12 protein-coding genes and 3 pseudogenes are annotated in these 13,469 nt (G+C 59.3%); 12 read left to right on the top strand and 3 right to left on the bottom strand.

Annotated elements, in window-relative coordinates; translation table 11 throughout:
* Positions 1-14 precede the first annotated feature (14 nt).
* On the top strand, positions 15-923 hold the full coding sequence (locus M511_RS05020; protein WP_085501531.1) for a LysR family transcriptional regulator: 909 nt from the start codon (positions 15-17) through the stop codon (positions 921-923).
* 50 nt (positions 924-973) lie between these two features.
* Here M511_RS05020 and M511_RS05015 read toward each other — a convergent pair whose 3' ends face one another.
* Positions 974-1,894 carry a LysR family transcriptional regulator gene (locus tag M511_RS05015; protein ID WP_221397285.1) on the bottom strand — a complete coding sequence of 307 codons (921 nt, stop codon included), beginning with the start codon at positions 1,892-1,894 and terminating at the stop codon, positions 974-976.
* Between the two features lie 111 nt (positions 1,895-2,005).
* On the opposite strand from M511_RS05015, the gene M511_RS05010 reads away from it, so the two are divergent.
* The 10 genes and pseudogenes from M511_RS05010 to M511_RS04970 all read left to right on the top strand — a co-directional run bounded on the left by M511_RS05010 (position 2,006) and on the right by M511_RS04970 (position 10,128).
* Complete coding sequence (locus M511_RS05010; RefSeq protein WP_085501529.1) at positions 2,006-2,638, top strand: DsbA family protein; 633 nt, start codon at positions 2,006-2,008, stop codon at positions 2,636-2,638.
* Between the two features lie 40 nt (positions 2,639-2,678).
* A complete protein-coding gene (locus M511_RS05005; protein ID WP_085501528.1) occupies positions 2,679-3,575 on the top strand; it encodes an MBL fold metallo-hydrolase in 897 nt (298 codons plus the stop codon).
* Positions 3,576-3,821: 246 nt separating this feature from the next.
* Positions 3,822-4,250, top strand: a pseudogene (locus M511_RS19115) (transposase); the annotation flags it as partial.
* Entirely contained in the window at positions 4,239-5,669 is a 1,431-nt protein-coding gene (locus M511_RS05000; protein ID WP_336245875.1) for a type VI secretion system Vgr family protein, read from the top strand. The pseudogene M511_RS19115 and the gene M511_RS05000, both read left to right, overlap by 12 nt.
* Entirely contained in the window at positions 5,623-6,387 is a 765-nt protein-coding gene (locus M511_RS04995; RefSeq protein WP_139824533.1) for a hypothetical protein, read from the top strand. Before M511_RS05000 ends, M511_RS04995 begins: the two co-directional genes overlap by 47 nt.
* A 6-nt stretch (positions 6,388-6,393) precedes the next feature.
* A complete protein-coding gene (locus tag M511_RS04990) occupies positions 6,394-6,903 on the top strand; it encodes a hypothetical protein (protein ID WP_139824532.1) in 510 nt (169 codons plus the stop codon).
* 46 nt (positions 6,904-6,949) lie between these two features.
* A complete protein-coding gene (locus M511_RS04985) occupies positions 6,950-7,210 on the top strand; it encodes a PAAR domain-containing protein (protein WP_085501526.1) in 261 nt (86 codons plus the stop codon).
* Entirely contained in the window at positions 7,176-8,477 is a 1,302-nt protein-coding gene (locus tag M511_RS04980) for a polymorphic toxin type 15 domain-containing protein (RefSeq protein WP_085501525.1), read from the top strand. The genes M511_RS04985 and M511_RS04980 overlap by 35 nt, the downstream gene beginning before the upstream one ends.
* A gap of 12 nt (positions 8,478-8,489) precedes the next feature.
* Complete coding sequence (locus tag M511_RS04975) at positions 8,490-9,197, top strand: GAD-like domain-containing protein (RefSeq protein WP_085501524.1); 708 nt, start codon at positions 8,490-8,492, stop codon at positions 9,195-9,197.
* 145 nt (positions 9,198-9,342) lie between these two features.
* Complete coding sequence (locus tag M511_RS04970; RefSeq protein WP_085501523.1) at positions 9,343-10,128, top strand: GAD-like domain-containing protein; 786 nt, start codon at positions 9,343-9,345, stop codon at positions 10,126-10,128.
* A gap of 88 nt (positions 10,129-10,216) precedes the next feature.
* Here the strand turns inward: M511_RS04970 and M511_RS04965 are convergent.
* Positions 10,217-10,459: pseudogene (locus tag M511_RS04965) on the bottom strand (transposase); the annotation flags it as partial.
* Positions 10,460-10,630: 171 nt separating this feature from the next.
* Between M511_RS04965 and M511_RS04960 the strand changes: the two are divergent.
* Positions 10,631-11,373, top strand: a pseudogene (locus M511_RS04960) (IS5 family transposase).
* A 407-nt stretch (positions 11,374-11,780) separates the two neighbouring features.
* Here the strand turns inward: M511_RS04960 and M511_RS04955 are convergent.
* Positions 11,781-13,430, bottom strand: a complete 1,650-nt coding sequence (locus tag M511_RS04955) for an FMN-binding glutamate synthase family protein (protein WP_040601769.1) — start codon at positions 13,428-13,430, stop codon at positions 11,781-11,783.
* Positions 13,431-13,469: the final 39 nt, after the last annotated feature.

Here is a 13,469-nt window from a genome sequence, read left to right as displayed (position 1 = left end):
TTTGGATGACAATCATGAATGTTTCGCTGTCCGGTGTGGATGTGTTCGTCGCTGCGGTGGAATGCGGCAGCTTCTCGGCCGCTGCGGACCGGTTGCGTCTGACACGCTCGGCCGTTGCCAAGGCCATCGCGCGGCTTGAGGCAAGGCTGGAAGTCAGGCTGTTTCATCGCACGACCCGCAGCCAAAGCCTGACCGAGGACGGGCAGGTCTATTACGAACGCTGCGTCCGCGCGCTGGAAGAGCTTCGCGCCGGTGAAACCGCGCTGGAGTCTGGTCGGCGTGAGGTGTCGGGGCGGCTGCGCGTATCCGCGCCGGTTCTGTTCGGACGGTGGTGCGTTGCGCCTGTCCTTGCGCAATTGGCGGCGGATCATCCCAAGCTGGAGCTGGACCTGTCTTTCACTGACCGGCTCGTCGATATTGTCGAGGACGGTTTCGATCTTGCGATCAGGAATGGCGATATTGGGCCGGGTGCGGGGCTGATGACACGAACGATCAGCCTGCAACGCATGACCGTTTGCGGATCGCCGAACTATATTTCCATGCATGGAGCCCCTGAAACCGTTGACGATCTGGTGGCGCATCAGGCCGTTCTTTATGGCCGTACGGGCCGGATACGGACATGGCAGTTTCCGACCGGGCCAGGGGGGCAGTTGCGCGAGGTGACGCCGCCAAGCCGCCTGCGCTTTGACGATCTTGAGGCTATCGCTGATGCGGTCGAGGCCGGGCACGGCCTTGCGTGGTTGCCGTGCTGGCTGATCCGTGACCGGGTGCGGGCAGGGCGGCTGGTACCATTGCTTGATGACCTTCCCCGGTTCGTGTTCCGGACCTATGCGCTGTGGCCCGATACGCCCCATCTGCCTTTGCGCGCGCGCCTTGCCATCAACGCACTTGCTGCGGCTTTGCCGGGCAGCGCCGAGCTATAGCTCGGTGACCGGGCCGCGGGCAGGCCGGGAGTTTTGTGGCCCGTGACGACCTAACCTTTGGATGTCCGGGCGTTGCTGCGCCGCTGCTCTTGTGCGCTTAGCAACTCGACGAACGCTCTGACCTTGACGGGTCTGAAACGCGCGGCGGGAAACACGGCATGGATGCCGCCTGCGGGCAGGCTCCACCCCGGCAGAACGTGAATTAGCCGGCCCGCCGCCACATCCCCGGCCACGGCAAAGTCGGGCAGCACCGACAGCCCCGTCCCCTCCAGCACAGCGGCACGCACCGCCAGCGTCGCATCAAGAAAGATCGAGGCGCGCAGGTTGACCGTCTGGCTCTCGATCTCATTCTTGGCAAATCGCCAGCGCAGGTGATCGCGCAGGGCGGTATTGGCAATAAAGGGCAGATCCTCGACCTCTCGCGGCTCGGTCAGGGCCTCTGCCTCGGCACGCATGGTCGGGGGCGCGACGAGCAATTGGCGAAAGGTGCCGATCCTGCGCGCCTGAAGGCCGGATTCGGCCAGCCAGCCCACCCGGATCGACAGCTCAAAGCCCCCGGAAACGATGTCCAGAGCCTGATCGCTAAGCACCGCATCGACCTTGCACCTTGGGTATTTCTGAGTAAAGGCGGTGATCGCGGGAACCACCACGCTGATGCCATAATCGAATGGAGCGGTCAGACGCAGCGTGCCCACCGGCGCTTCCGAATTGTCTGCAAGCTCGTCAAAGGCATCGGCTGCCTCACGCAGGATCAGGGCGCAGCGTTGATAAAAAGACTGTCCGGCCTCGGTCGTCCTGACCTTGCGGGTCGTGCGCACCAGCAGGGTCGTGCGAAACTCACGCTCAAGCCGCGCGACCTGCTGGCTGACCACGGCCTTGGTGATCCCCAGCCTGTCGGCGGCGGCGGTGAATGAGCCCGTCTCGACCACGGCAGCGAAATAGGCAAGCCGGCGCAGATTGCTGAGCCCCAAGCCGGTTTCGCCTGTGTCATTGTATGCTTTTTCCATACACTATGTTTGTCTTGTATGCGTTTAATTTTCAATAGAGCGCCTCTAAATTAGCATCGGCAAGGAGGCAGCCCGATGACGACGCTTTATTACCTTTATGATCCCCTGTGCGGCTGGTGCTATGGCGCGACCCCGGCCGTGGCGTGCCTGCACCAGACGACCGGCGTAACAGTCACGCTGCTGCCGACGGCTCTGTTTGCCGGCGAGGGCGCGCGACCGATGGACGATGATTTCGCCGCATATGCCTGGACAAACGACCAGCGTATCGAACGCCTGACCGGTCAGCCCTTTACCGAGCGTTACCGCCGTCAGGTGCTGGGTGATCGCCAGCGCCTGTTTGACAGCGGCCCTGCCACTGTCGCCCTGACCGCTGTTGCGCTGACCGGTCCTCAGCAGGAACTGGCGGCGCTTAAGGCCATCCAGCATGCGCGCTATGTGGACGGGCAGGATGTGACCTCGCTTGAGGTGCTGGCGGGGGTGCTGCGCGCGGCTGGCCTTGATGCCGCGGCCCAGCGTCTTGCCGCCCCTGATGCAGCCTTGCTTGATGTGCTGCGCGAACGCTCGGGCCGGGCGCGCGCCTTGATGCAACAGTTCGGCGCGCGTGGCGTACCGAACTTTATCACCGAGACGGCTGGCCAACGCCGGATCCTGCAAAGCCCGGCGATCTACACCGACCCTCAGGCGCTTGTCAGCCAGCTGGCGGCCTGACGCGATCTTACTTTCTGAAATTTTACCCAGAGGACATATCATGCTGACTCGCAGAGACACCCTGAAAACGCTGGCTGCGGCCGGCCTTGCCGCCACCGCCTCTGGCTATGCCAGCCGGGCCGCAGGCTCACCCCTGTCATGGCAGCACTTCCCGACGGATGAGGGCGGGTTCTTCCGCGCCCCGGTTCTGCTTTCGGGCGAACATGAGGCGATCCTGATCGACGGCGGTTTCCGCCTGTCGGACGGGCAGGCGCTGGCCGAGGCGATCCGTGCCACGGGCAAGACCCTGACGACGATCTATGTCAGCCAAAGCGACCCGGACTATTATTTCAGTCTTGCCCCGGTCAAGGCGGCGTTTCCCGAGGCGCGTGTTATCGCTGCATCGGCCACAGTCGAGGCAATCAAGGGAAACCTTGAGAAAAAGCTTGAGGCATGGGGCCCTCAGCTTAAGGACAACGGACCACAAACCGTGGCCGATGTGGTGATGCCCGTCGCTTTTGACGAGCCTGCGCTTGATCTGGAAGGTCATGCCATCGAGATCGTCGATGTTGAGGGCCTTGCCAATCGCCGCTACCTGTGGGTGCCGGATCTGGGCGCGGTCTTTGGCGGTGTCCTGGTGTTCTCGGGCCTGCATGTCTGGACGGCCGACACGCCGAGCGCCGAGAACCGCGCGGCATGGCTCAAGGCGCTTGACACCATCGAGGCGCGTCAGCCCAAGGTGCTGGTGCCCGGCCATATGGCGCCCGACGCGGCGACCGGTCAGGAGGCTCTGCAGCATACGCGTGAGTATCTGCTGGCCTTTGAAGAAGAGCTTGCCAAAGCGGCTGACAGCGCGGCGCTTATCGAGGCGATGACCAAACGCTATCCCGATGCTGGCATGGCCGTGGCGCTGGATATTGGCGCCAAGGTCGCTAAAGGCGAGATGAGCTGGGGCTAGGCCATACCCGCTTTCCAAGACAGTCAGCCTGTCGAATTAAAACAGGGCAGATGGTTACGATTTGCCATCTGCCCTGCCATTTATGTCTCCTGTTAATACTGGGCAGCGCCAGAGGTCGCGATGGTTTGCCGGTCTCGGTATTAAAGAATTGGGATAAAAAGGCGCGAGGCTGGGTCTTGAGTTGGGACCTATATTCTTGAATGCTGGCGGGCGGGATGCTTCAAACTCCCGACTTGGGGAGGGATCATGAGCGAACTTTACCGGCTGACAGACGCGCAGATTGAGCGGCTGCGGCCGTTCTTTCCGAAGTCCCGGGCAGGCCGAGGGCCGATGACCTGCGGGTGTTGAGCGGGATAACTTCTTCCAGCGCAATGGGTTGATGTGAAAGGACGCGCCTGCGGCCGATGGCCCGCCGAAGACGCTCTGCAACCGCTGGAAGCGGTGGAACCGGATGGGCGTGTTCGCCACGATCATGACCGAACAGGCTGCCGAAGCGCAGGAGACCGGGATCGTAATGATCGACGCGACCCACGCCCGGGCCCATCGAACCGCATCGAGTCTGGCGGTTCAAAAGGGGTCGCCGACGGCTGATCGGGCAGACCAAGAGGCGGTCTGAACCCGAAACTGCACGTCCTGGCGGATGCAAAGGGCCGTCCGATCCGGATGCTCCTGTCGGTCTTATATATGACGCCCGAGCGCAACATCACCACCGGGGCGATCCGGCTGACCGACTATAACTTCAAGCATCCTGACCAGGCGATGGAGGTCGACCGGCTGGGCGATGCCGCCCATGCGCAGGGCCAGATCGAGAGCTTCGACTGGCCCGGCGATTATCCGGCGCAGGACGTGGGCAAGATCGTGGCGGGCCTGCGCACGTCGCAGGAACGTGGAGCGGACCGTCGCAACCGGGCGGTGGGCGATTGCCTGAGCCTGCGGTCTGGCAGGCGGGTGATGCTGTCGGGCGACCGGATCCCCGGCACGGGCGAGAGCTACCTGTGCCTGTCAGCATCGCACCACTTCGTGTCTGAGGCCTATGGCTCGGGTGGTCAGGGCAGTGACGGCTATGCCTTTACGGGCAGCTACGTGCTGATGCCCGACACGGCTCCGATGGCACCCCCGCGGCGCACGCATGTTCCGGTGGTGCATGGCCCGCAGACGGCGATGGTGGTGGGCGAGGGCGAGATCGACTGCGACGAATACGGCCGCATCCTGGTGCGGTTCCACTGGGACCTTGATGCCGCGCATTCGATGCGCTGCCGGGTGTGGCAGAACTGGGCCGGAGCAGGCTGGGGCGGCATGGTCATCCCCCGCATCGGCATGGAGGTCGTCGTCGAATTCCTCGAGGGCGATCCGGACAAGCCAATCGTCACGGGGAATGTCTTCAACGGGAAGAACGGCGTGCCGTATGAGCTGCCCAAGCACAAGACGCGCAGCACATTCAGGACCAACACCCATGACGGCAAGGGCACCGGGCGCGGCTTCAACGAGCTTCGCTTCGAAGATCAGGCGGGTGCCGAAGAGATCTTCATGCATGCCCAAAAGGACATGAATACCGAGATTGAGAACGATGCGTCTCACATGATTGGGCGCGATTCAGTAGAGTTCGTGGGAAGGGACCGTGTCTCAAAGATCAGAAGGAGCGCGAAGGAAATCGTTGACAAAAATCTGCGCACGGACGTCGGCGGCAACGCAACCACCACAATCAGTGGGGACATGAAGGTGGTGATAGGTATGGCAAGCGGCGAGAGGGAAGCTGTAGAGATCGAGGGCGGCGTGTTCTCCGCGTTCTCCGAATATGCTCACGATTTCACTGTCATTGCGAACGAGAGTAAGGGCAACGGTTCTTACACGATGAATGTGAGGGGTGATACGTGGAACCGAATCGGCGGCAACGCGACCGAGATCGTAACCCGTGACAAGACAACATCTTCAAGATCGATGATGTTTTCGGCGAGATCAGCCATAATGCAGGACGCGAAAGACGTGATTAGCATCACAAGCGGAAAGTCTTCCATTCAGCTCACCTCAGACGGAACGATCATGATAAATGGAGTTCACGTTATTATCAACGGTAAGAGAATCGACCTTAATTAATATGGATTACACAGGGGAAGAGATTGCGGTCGAAGCTAACGTCAACGGCTACAATGCTGATGAAGAAGAGATAATTTATTATCTTCCACCTAACGTTAGGTCGGGATCTGTTCCGGTTTTTGACGAGGAAGAGAACGCGGTTATAGGTTTCCATTGGATCGATCCTGGCGTTCCAAAAGAAAACAAGAGATGGGCCCCTTATATAACATATGATATTGAGGGGAATGAGGTCTCTAGGTGGGATATTTACGACCCGCCTATACAGACAGTTTATCCACTCGAAAACGTAATCTTGTTTTTCGTGGGTGGGACCAGTATCCGCGCCATTTTTAGCGGAGGTAGATCCGTTATTGTTGGTGGCGGTACCAGAATCGCCAGAAGTATAGTGATCGGTGTCGGATCAGGACTGATCACCCAATCGGCGGTTACGGCCCTGAAGGTGTCCTTCAGGGTTCTAACTACGCGGGAAATATTCAAGTTCACGGCCACTACTCTTCGGTATATGGGAGAGCCGGGTAGATACGTACCGACCCAAATCCTTTATTTGGCGTTCCGATATGGACGCAAAACCCCTGACCCTAAAGGTATCGCCGGCCTTTTCCGTTATGAGATTCCAATAAAAACGGTAACATCTGCTACGGGACAGGTGAGAACGAGGACGCTAGAGGTGGTCATACGGGATAGGGATATGGCAATAATGCATTTCTTGTATAAGTGAATTGACATGAGGGTCGAGTTAACTGAAGAACCGTTGCCGTGTGCCAAGAGTACATATGACCGGTATTATAGTTTTTATTACACGGCAAATCATGTTTGGCATAGCGAAAAAATCCATACACTTTTCAATTTACGAGATGATTTTAAAATCATAATTCAGGATTCTTTGGGGGAGGTCATTGACATAATATGCACTGACTTCGGTAAAATAACAAGCGTCGCTTTCAGAAATAAAATTGATATTTCCTATGAATTTAGCCGGAAGCCTGTTGTCGAAAATGTAGATCGAAGTAGATTGGCCTTGGTGGACGGTTATTGTGAAGGAAATTACAACGTAGATATCATAAAAACTACCGCGTTTCCTCGTCAGGACGGTAAGATTGACATCCTTTTGTCATTTTCGAAGCAGCAGGATGAAACTTGGTTTCCAATTTCAAAAAGTGCTTTCGTTTCCGTAGACGAAAATATGGAAGCTGTATCGTTCCTATTTGTCGGCGTAGAGTATATTGATGATTGATGAAATAATCGTGGGCAGTTCGGAGAAAACCTAATGTCCCCCCTCCATGCGTCTTGGCGATATCGGCTCCGGCCATGGCTGCCATTTCCCGCCAACACCGGGCATCGAGGCTTCGCCGGATGTGAACATCGACGGGATTGCGGCTTTGCGTCAAGGCGATGCCTACGGCCCGCATGGCTGCCCGAGCTGTCCGGCCCCGGCGCATCCACGCGTCTTGTCGGGCGTCTCCGGCTCGGTGTTCATCAACGGCAGGCCTGCCGGTCGGGTGGGTGATGCGGTCACACACCAGCCACGTCCACGGCGATGAGCCGGGCGTGGGCAAGGGCATCAAGTCCGGCACCGTCGGCGGCATCAGCGAGCCGATCACCCACGCCGCACAGGTCCGCGCCGAGGGCAGTCACGTCATCCGCCATCTCGACCGGTTCTACATGAACAACCGCAATACGGTCGGCGAGGCGATCTTCGTCAGGGATACGCGCACATTTGCGGCCCCAGAGGATGATGATCCGCTGCCGGGGTCGATCAGGCTGGTGGATGCGTCGGGGAACTGGGCGCAATATGCGCAAGCGCAAGTGCGTGCCGTACCTGCCCAGCAAGGTGGGGCTCAGCCCGCAACGAGACCCTCTATCCCCGCGCCTCGCCCGTCAACACCTTCCCCACGCCCCCCAGGGCAGGTCATCAGGCCGGACATCCCGCAATGGAAGCGGCCGCCGCCCGTATCTCCGACGGCAGGATACAGCTTCTGGCAACGCCTTGGGCGCTTCGGAAGGAAGGGGGCTATCTTCAGCGTCCTGACAATGGACATGAGGTCCTCGCCTACCATTCCGTTTCCAAGCCGGGATGCCGATGACTTCGAGAAGAAGCTGCACGATACGGCAACCGACCTTCTTGATCCGTGGGACGCGACGCACAACAATCGCGTCCGTGACTGGTATCATGAGGAACTGCAACATCATCGCGAGCGCAAGCAAGCCCCGGCGGAAGATCCTGCCGCCCGACCCCAGCCCGTCCCGTTTCCAGATAACGTCCGCGTGGACGAGGATGCGGAACGCCCGCGCTGCAAGGTTCAGCTGATCTGCTTCATGCCGGTCAGTCCCGATGTGGATCGCACCGAGTTCCGCCGGCAATTGAAGTTGCAGGAGCGGGCGCTGAACGCGATGACGCCGGGCGAGATGTTGGGCAACCGTGGCGCCTATCTCGCCAATCCCGAAGGCATGCGCAAGCTGTCCGAGCCGTTGCAGGCGGAAACGCGCGCTGAATATTATAACGCAAAGCTGCCAGAGTTCGTTCGCACCTATGGCGGGCACGCTAGAGCGGAGCTTGACGCCCATATGAAAACCGTTGCCGCCTTGCACAATCCGGACATGATCGCGGGTGGGCTCTATACCTCGGTTGCCGATCCGTCGATCCCGCTGCGAGACCGCATTGGCGGCCTCAACGAGAACAGCTCGATGGGATCGCAATGGCGGGGCGGCAGATCGCAGCGGCTGGCAAACCACGCCATGGAACAGCAAAGAAACGGCTGTCCCTCGGTGCAGGTTGTACTTGAGATATGTGTAGATCGCGGGCGCTGAAGGAGAAGAGTAATGGTCGAGTTCACCGATTTGGATGCTTACAACGATCTTGTGCAAAGCTTTGGCCCTCCCGCCCATCGACGATTCCCCGCGGAAGAACAGCTTGCTCACTGGCGGCCCCGTGTGCCCGAACTGCTGCTGCGCTATTGGGCGGAAGAGGGCTGGGGCTCGCTGAGCAAAGGGCAATATTGGGTATGCGATCCAGACTATCTTCGTCCAGTTCTGGAAGAGGTCTTCGCGGGCGACCCTGAATACAATGTCGATGATCTGATCCCGTTCGGATATAACGCCCTCGGTATGATCGATGCCGCCATGGGGGGGGGGAGATCGATGACTATTAATTTGCCCTTTGACACAGTCAGATGGCGTGGTCCGCAGGCCGAGTTCCCGCAGTCCGAATTCATGGGTGTCTACTATTCAGGGATATCCATTGGAGCCCATCGCCTCGACTACAATGATGAGGACGGAACCCCACTATTCCCCTGGGCGCTGGAAAATCTTGGCGAACTGGCTCCTGGCGAAATCTATGGCTTCGTTCCCGCCTATTCGGCCTCTGGTGATTACCCCGTCAGGAACCTGCAAAAGCTGCCGCTGATCGAGCATCTGGTCATGCTGGCTTCGCTGTCACCGCCGACGCTCTACGATTATGTCCAGCCCGAGGGTGAACAAGGAGGCTTCGGAACGCTGGTGCCACGCAGAAAAGTCGGACGGCAGCCATAGTGTTACCCACAACCTTCCCGCGACTCTCTCAACTTCTCTGCTCGATGAGCGATGTTACCCGTTTGCAGGCCAATAGCTATCCTAAAATGAATGCGTGACTACGGGTCTGCCCCGGTCGCGGCATGGATGCAGAAGGAAAACCGCTATGAACGATGAGATCGGCGTCGATTTCAGTGGCATGAATTTGCAGGATTACGGACCAACAGACCGCAGTCATCCGTTCGATGATATTCTTGATGTGCTGGGACCGATGGATTTTGTCGAACCGGTCAGCCAATCAGAAGCGGAGCGCTATCGCGGGAGACTACCGGACGGGCTGCTGGATTTTTGGGTCAAGAACGGGCGGGGTGCATTGCTGCAAGGCTATGCATGGCTCTGTGATCCCGAACTGCTCCGGCCAGTTCTGGAAGCTGTGTTCGAAGGAGATCCCGAATATTCGGCAGATGAGTTTGACTGTTATATTTATGCTTATGATGGAAGAATTCAGGCTTGGAGCGCAAAAAATCAAGCCTGTGAAATAGATTTGACAGCCTTCGATAACGCAACAGTAGACGTTCACGGACCTGAACCGCTACCTGATGTTCAGTTTGGCACAATGACGCCAGATTTTTTCGTTGCCCATTACTTGCGGAATCGCGGTTACAATCTCGCCCGTGATATGGACGAAGAGTATACGGACTATCACTTGTTCACCTCAGCCTCGAACCGGCTTGGCCGTCTTGAGCCTGGCGAGATCTTCGGTTTTTTCCCCTCACGCCAGATGGGCGGCGAAGGATATCCCGAAGATATGCGCAAGGTGAAAATCGTTGAGCATCTGCTTTTCCATGCTCAGCTTGATCGGGCCACCCTGATCGGCTGGGAGCCGATACCGGATGGCGGCGGCCTCAGGCGGCCTGTTCCGATCCGCAAGGTCGGTCAGCAAGGCGAATAATCCCGTCCGCAGCCTCGGCCAATGCGCGCGAGATCGCGCCCAACTGGCCGGGAGTGCCCTGTTTCAGCTTACGGATGATCGGTGTGCGGATCGCCGCGACCGCGATCCCGGTCGTTTGTCGTAGCGGCAGTCCGGACAGGGCTTTCACCATCAAGCAGAATTGGATGGGGGCATCGTTGAATACCGGCGGCCGACCGTTGCACCCGGCCTTCGGTGCGCGCCAGGCCATGTCCTTGTCCAGCCAGATCAGCAAAGACCCGCGCCGCCTGAGCGCATCGTTGTAGGACTTCCAGTTCGTCGTGCGGTAGTGGCTCGGGTCAGGCCGGGTCATGACAGACTATTAAACCCATGAATTCTACATGGAAATCCTGCTTGCCGGGGACGTCTGCAACAACGCCGCTGCAATCACACAAGCGTCGCCATACTCATTTCTTGAGTTGGGACCTATATTCTTGAATGCCGGCGGGCGGGATGCTTCAAACTCCCGACTTGGGGAGGGATCATGAGCGAACTTTACTGGCTGACAGACGCGCAGATTGAGCGGCTGCGGCCGTTCTTTCCGAAGTCCCGGGCAGGCCGAGGGCCGATGACCTGCGGGTGTTGAGCGGGATAATCTTCATCCAGCGCAATGGGTTGATGTGAAAGGACGCGCCTGCGGCCGATGGCCCGCCGAAGACGCTCTGCAACCGCTGGAAGCGGGTGGAGCCGGATGGGCGTGTTCGCCACGATCATGACCGAACAGGCTGCCGAAGCGCAGGAGACCGGGATCGTAATGATCGACGCGACCCACGCCCGGGCCCATCGAACCGCATCGAGTCTGGCGGTTCAAAAGGGGTCGCCGACGGCTGATCGGGCAGACCAAGGGGCGGTCTGAACCCGAAACTGCACGTCCTGGCGGATGCAAAGGGCCGTCCGATCCGGATGCTCCTGTCGGCAGGCCAGACCTCCGGCTACATTGGCACGCGGGCGCTGCTGTCCTCGATCCCTTCGGCCGGGGCGCTGCTTGCAGACCGGGGTCTTGATGCCGGCTGGTCCCGCAACGCGCTGATCGGGACGGGTATTTCGCCGTGCATCCCCCCCCCGCACCGGCCGGAAAACCTCGATCCCGCATGACACCGGACTCTACCGCCTGCGCCACCGGATCGAGAACATGTTCGCACGCCTCAAGGACTGGCCGAAACCCGATACGACCGATGCCCGATCCTGTCCCTCTCCGCCTGCACCCTGGCCGCAAACGTCATATAGTGGTTGTGAGCCCTGATTCTGGGCCGGCAGAAGACCCACGGCGGCCGGGTGGATGGGTCGTGCTGCAGGATAGCCGCAGGATAAAGGCGAGTAGCCGAAGCGCATGCCTGTGGATTCGTGTGTGTCACACAAATTGCCGAGGAGCGTTTTGGAAAAATGACGCAGGCGCGTAACGCCGGGATGATCTCAGAAGGTTGCGGCAATGAAAGCAGTCGGTATCGCGCCTATTTTCCGGGGCTTAGGGTGTCAAAGAAACCAGCTTTCATTCGTGTCGGAAACACTGCGTGAAGAACCGCCCATCACAGCCCTGCCGGCAAAGGGCACAGGGCTTGGGGGTCACCGGCATAGGCCCAAAGGGCCCGCCTGCAACGATGTGAGCGTCGGCAAGAGGGCACCGCAACCGTTTATTATGCCGCCTGGAAGGCGCTCCGATAGGCTCCGGTGGGGATTTCATGCGGAGTAAAGCTTTCGGCCGATGCCCTGTGCCACCTGTCGTGCCATTCGGCAAGGTCGGGATAGGTCTCGCCCGATACCAGAAAGCCTTCGGGCAGATAGGGGCTGGCGATGTTGCCGTCGGTGAACTCATTGTCCCTGAGGCGGAACATCAGGTGATATGGCATGAAGTCGCTGGGCCTATGCAGACCGGCTGCGCCCGCCAGCTCGCCGAGGGTGTGAAGCGTGTTCCGGTGGAACCGTGCAACCCGATCACTTTTGTCCCCGACGTCAATCGCCCGCTGCCTGCGGGGATCCTGAGTGGCAATCCCGACCGGGCATTTGTTCGTATGACAGGACTGTGCCTGAACGCAGCCGATCGAGAACATGAACCCGCGGGCCGAGTTGCACCAGTCCGCCCCCAGCGCCAGCGCCCGGGCTATATCGAAGGCCGAGATGACCTTTCCGGCCGCCCCGATCCTGACCCTGTCACGGATACCTGCCCCGCGCAGGGTGTTGTGAACAAAACTCAGACCTTCCAGCATCGGCATGCCGACCCGGTTGGTGAACTCCAGCGGGGCGGCTCCGGTGCCGCCCTCTTTCCCGTCAACGACGATGAAATCGGGAACGATGCCTGTTTCAAGCATCGCCTTGACCATGCACATGAACTCGCGCCGATGGCCGATACAGAGCTTGAATCCGACGGGTTTGCCTTCTGAAAGCTCGCGTAGCTGGCCGATGAACCTCATCATCCCCAGCGGGGTAGAAAATGCGCTGTGGGCCGCAGGTGAAATGCAATCGACACCCATCGGGATGCCACGAGCTTCGGCAATTTCGGGCGTGATCTTAGCGGCGGGAAGCACGCCCCCATGACCGGGCTTGGCCCCCTGGCTGAGCTTAAGCTCGATCATCTTTACCTGAGGATCGGCGGCCTGCTTTGCAAAACGTTCGGGCGAGAAGCTGCCATCCTCATTCCGGCAGCCGAAATAACCGGAGGCCACCTGATAAATGAGATCGCCCCCGCCTTCCCGATGGTAGCGGCTGATGCCCCCTTCGCCGGTGTCATGTGCGAAACCGCCCTTTTCCGCACCCCGGTTAAGCGCAAGCACGGCATTTGCCGACAGAGAGCCAAAGCTCATGGCGGAAATGTTGTAGATGCTGGCGTCATAGGGCTGACGACAGTCCGGCCCCCCGATCTTGACCCGGAAATTGGTGTCACTGATCGTCACCGGCACGGCTGAATGGGTGATCCAGGCATAGCCAGAGCCATAGACGTTTTGCGTGGTGCCGAAAGGCCGCTTGTCCTCAACGCCCTTGGATCGCTGATAGACGAGCGCACGGGCTTCACGGCTGAACGGCTCTTCGTCACGATCGCTTTCGATCAGGTATTGACGGATTTCAGGCCGGATCGATTCCATCAGGAAACGTACGTGACCGATCACCGGATAGTTGCGAAGGATGGAATGCCGACGCTGTTTTATGTCCCACAGCCCCAGCAGAGAAAGGCCCGTCGCGCTGATCGCCAATGGCGCCCACCAGCCGCTGTGAAGAACTGTCGCAGCTGATGCCATCACTGCCGTGATACATGTTCCAGCAAAAACGGTATAGCGGGCGGACGAAAACATGGGGAACCCCTTAACCAGGTTTGGAATGCCTGAACCATC

The organism is Paracoccus sp. J56, assembly GCF_019633685.1.
In the GTDB taxonomy this organism is placed as follows: Bacteria; Pseudomonadota; Alphaproteobacteria; order Rhodobacterales; family Rhodobacteraceae; genus Paracoccus; species Paracoccus kondratievae.
Note: the sequence above shows the minus strand (reverse complement) of the source record. Positions and strands in the feature narration are given on the sequence as shown.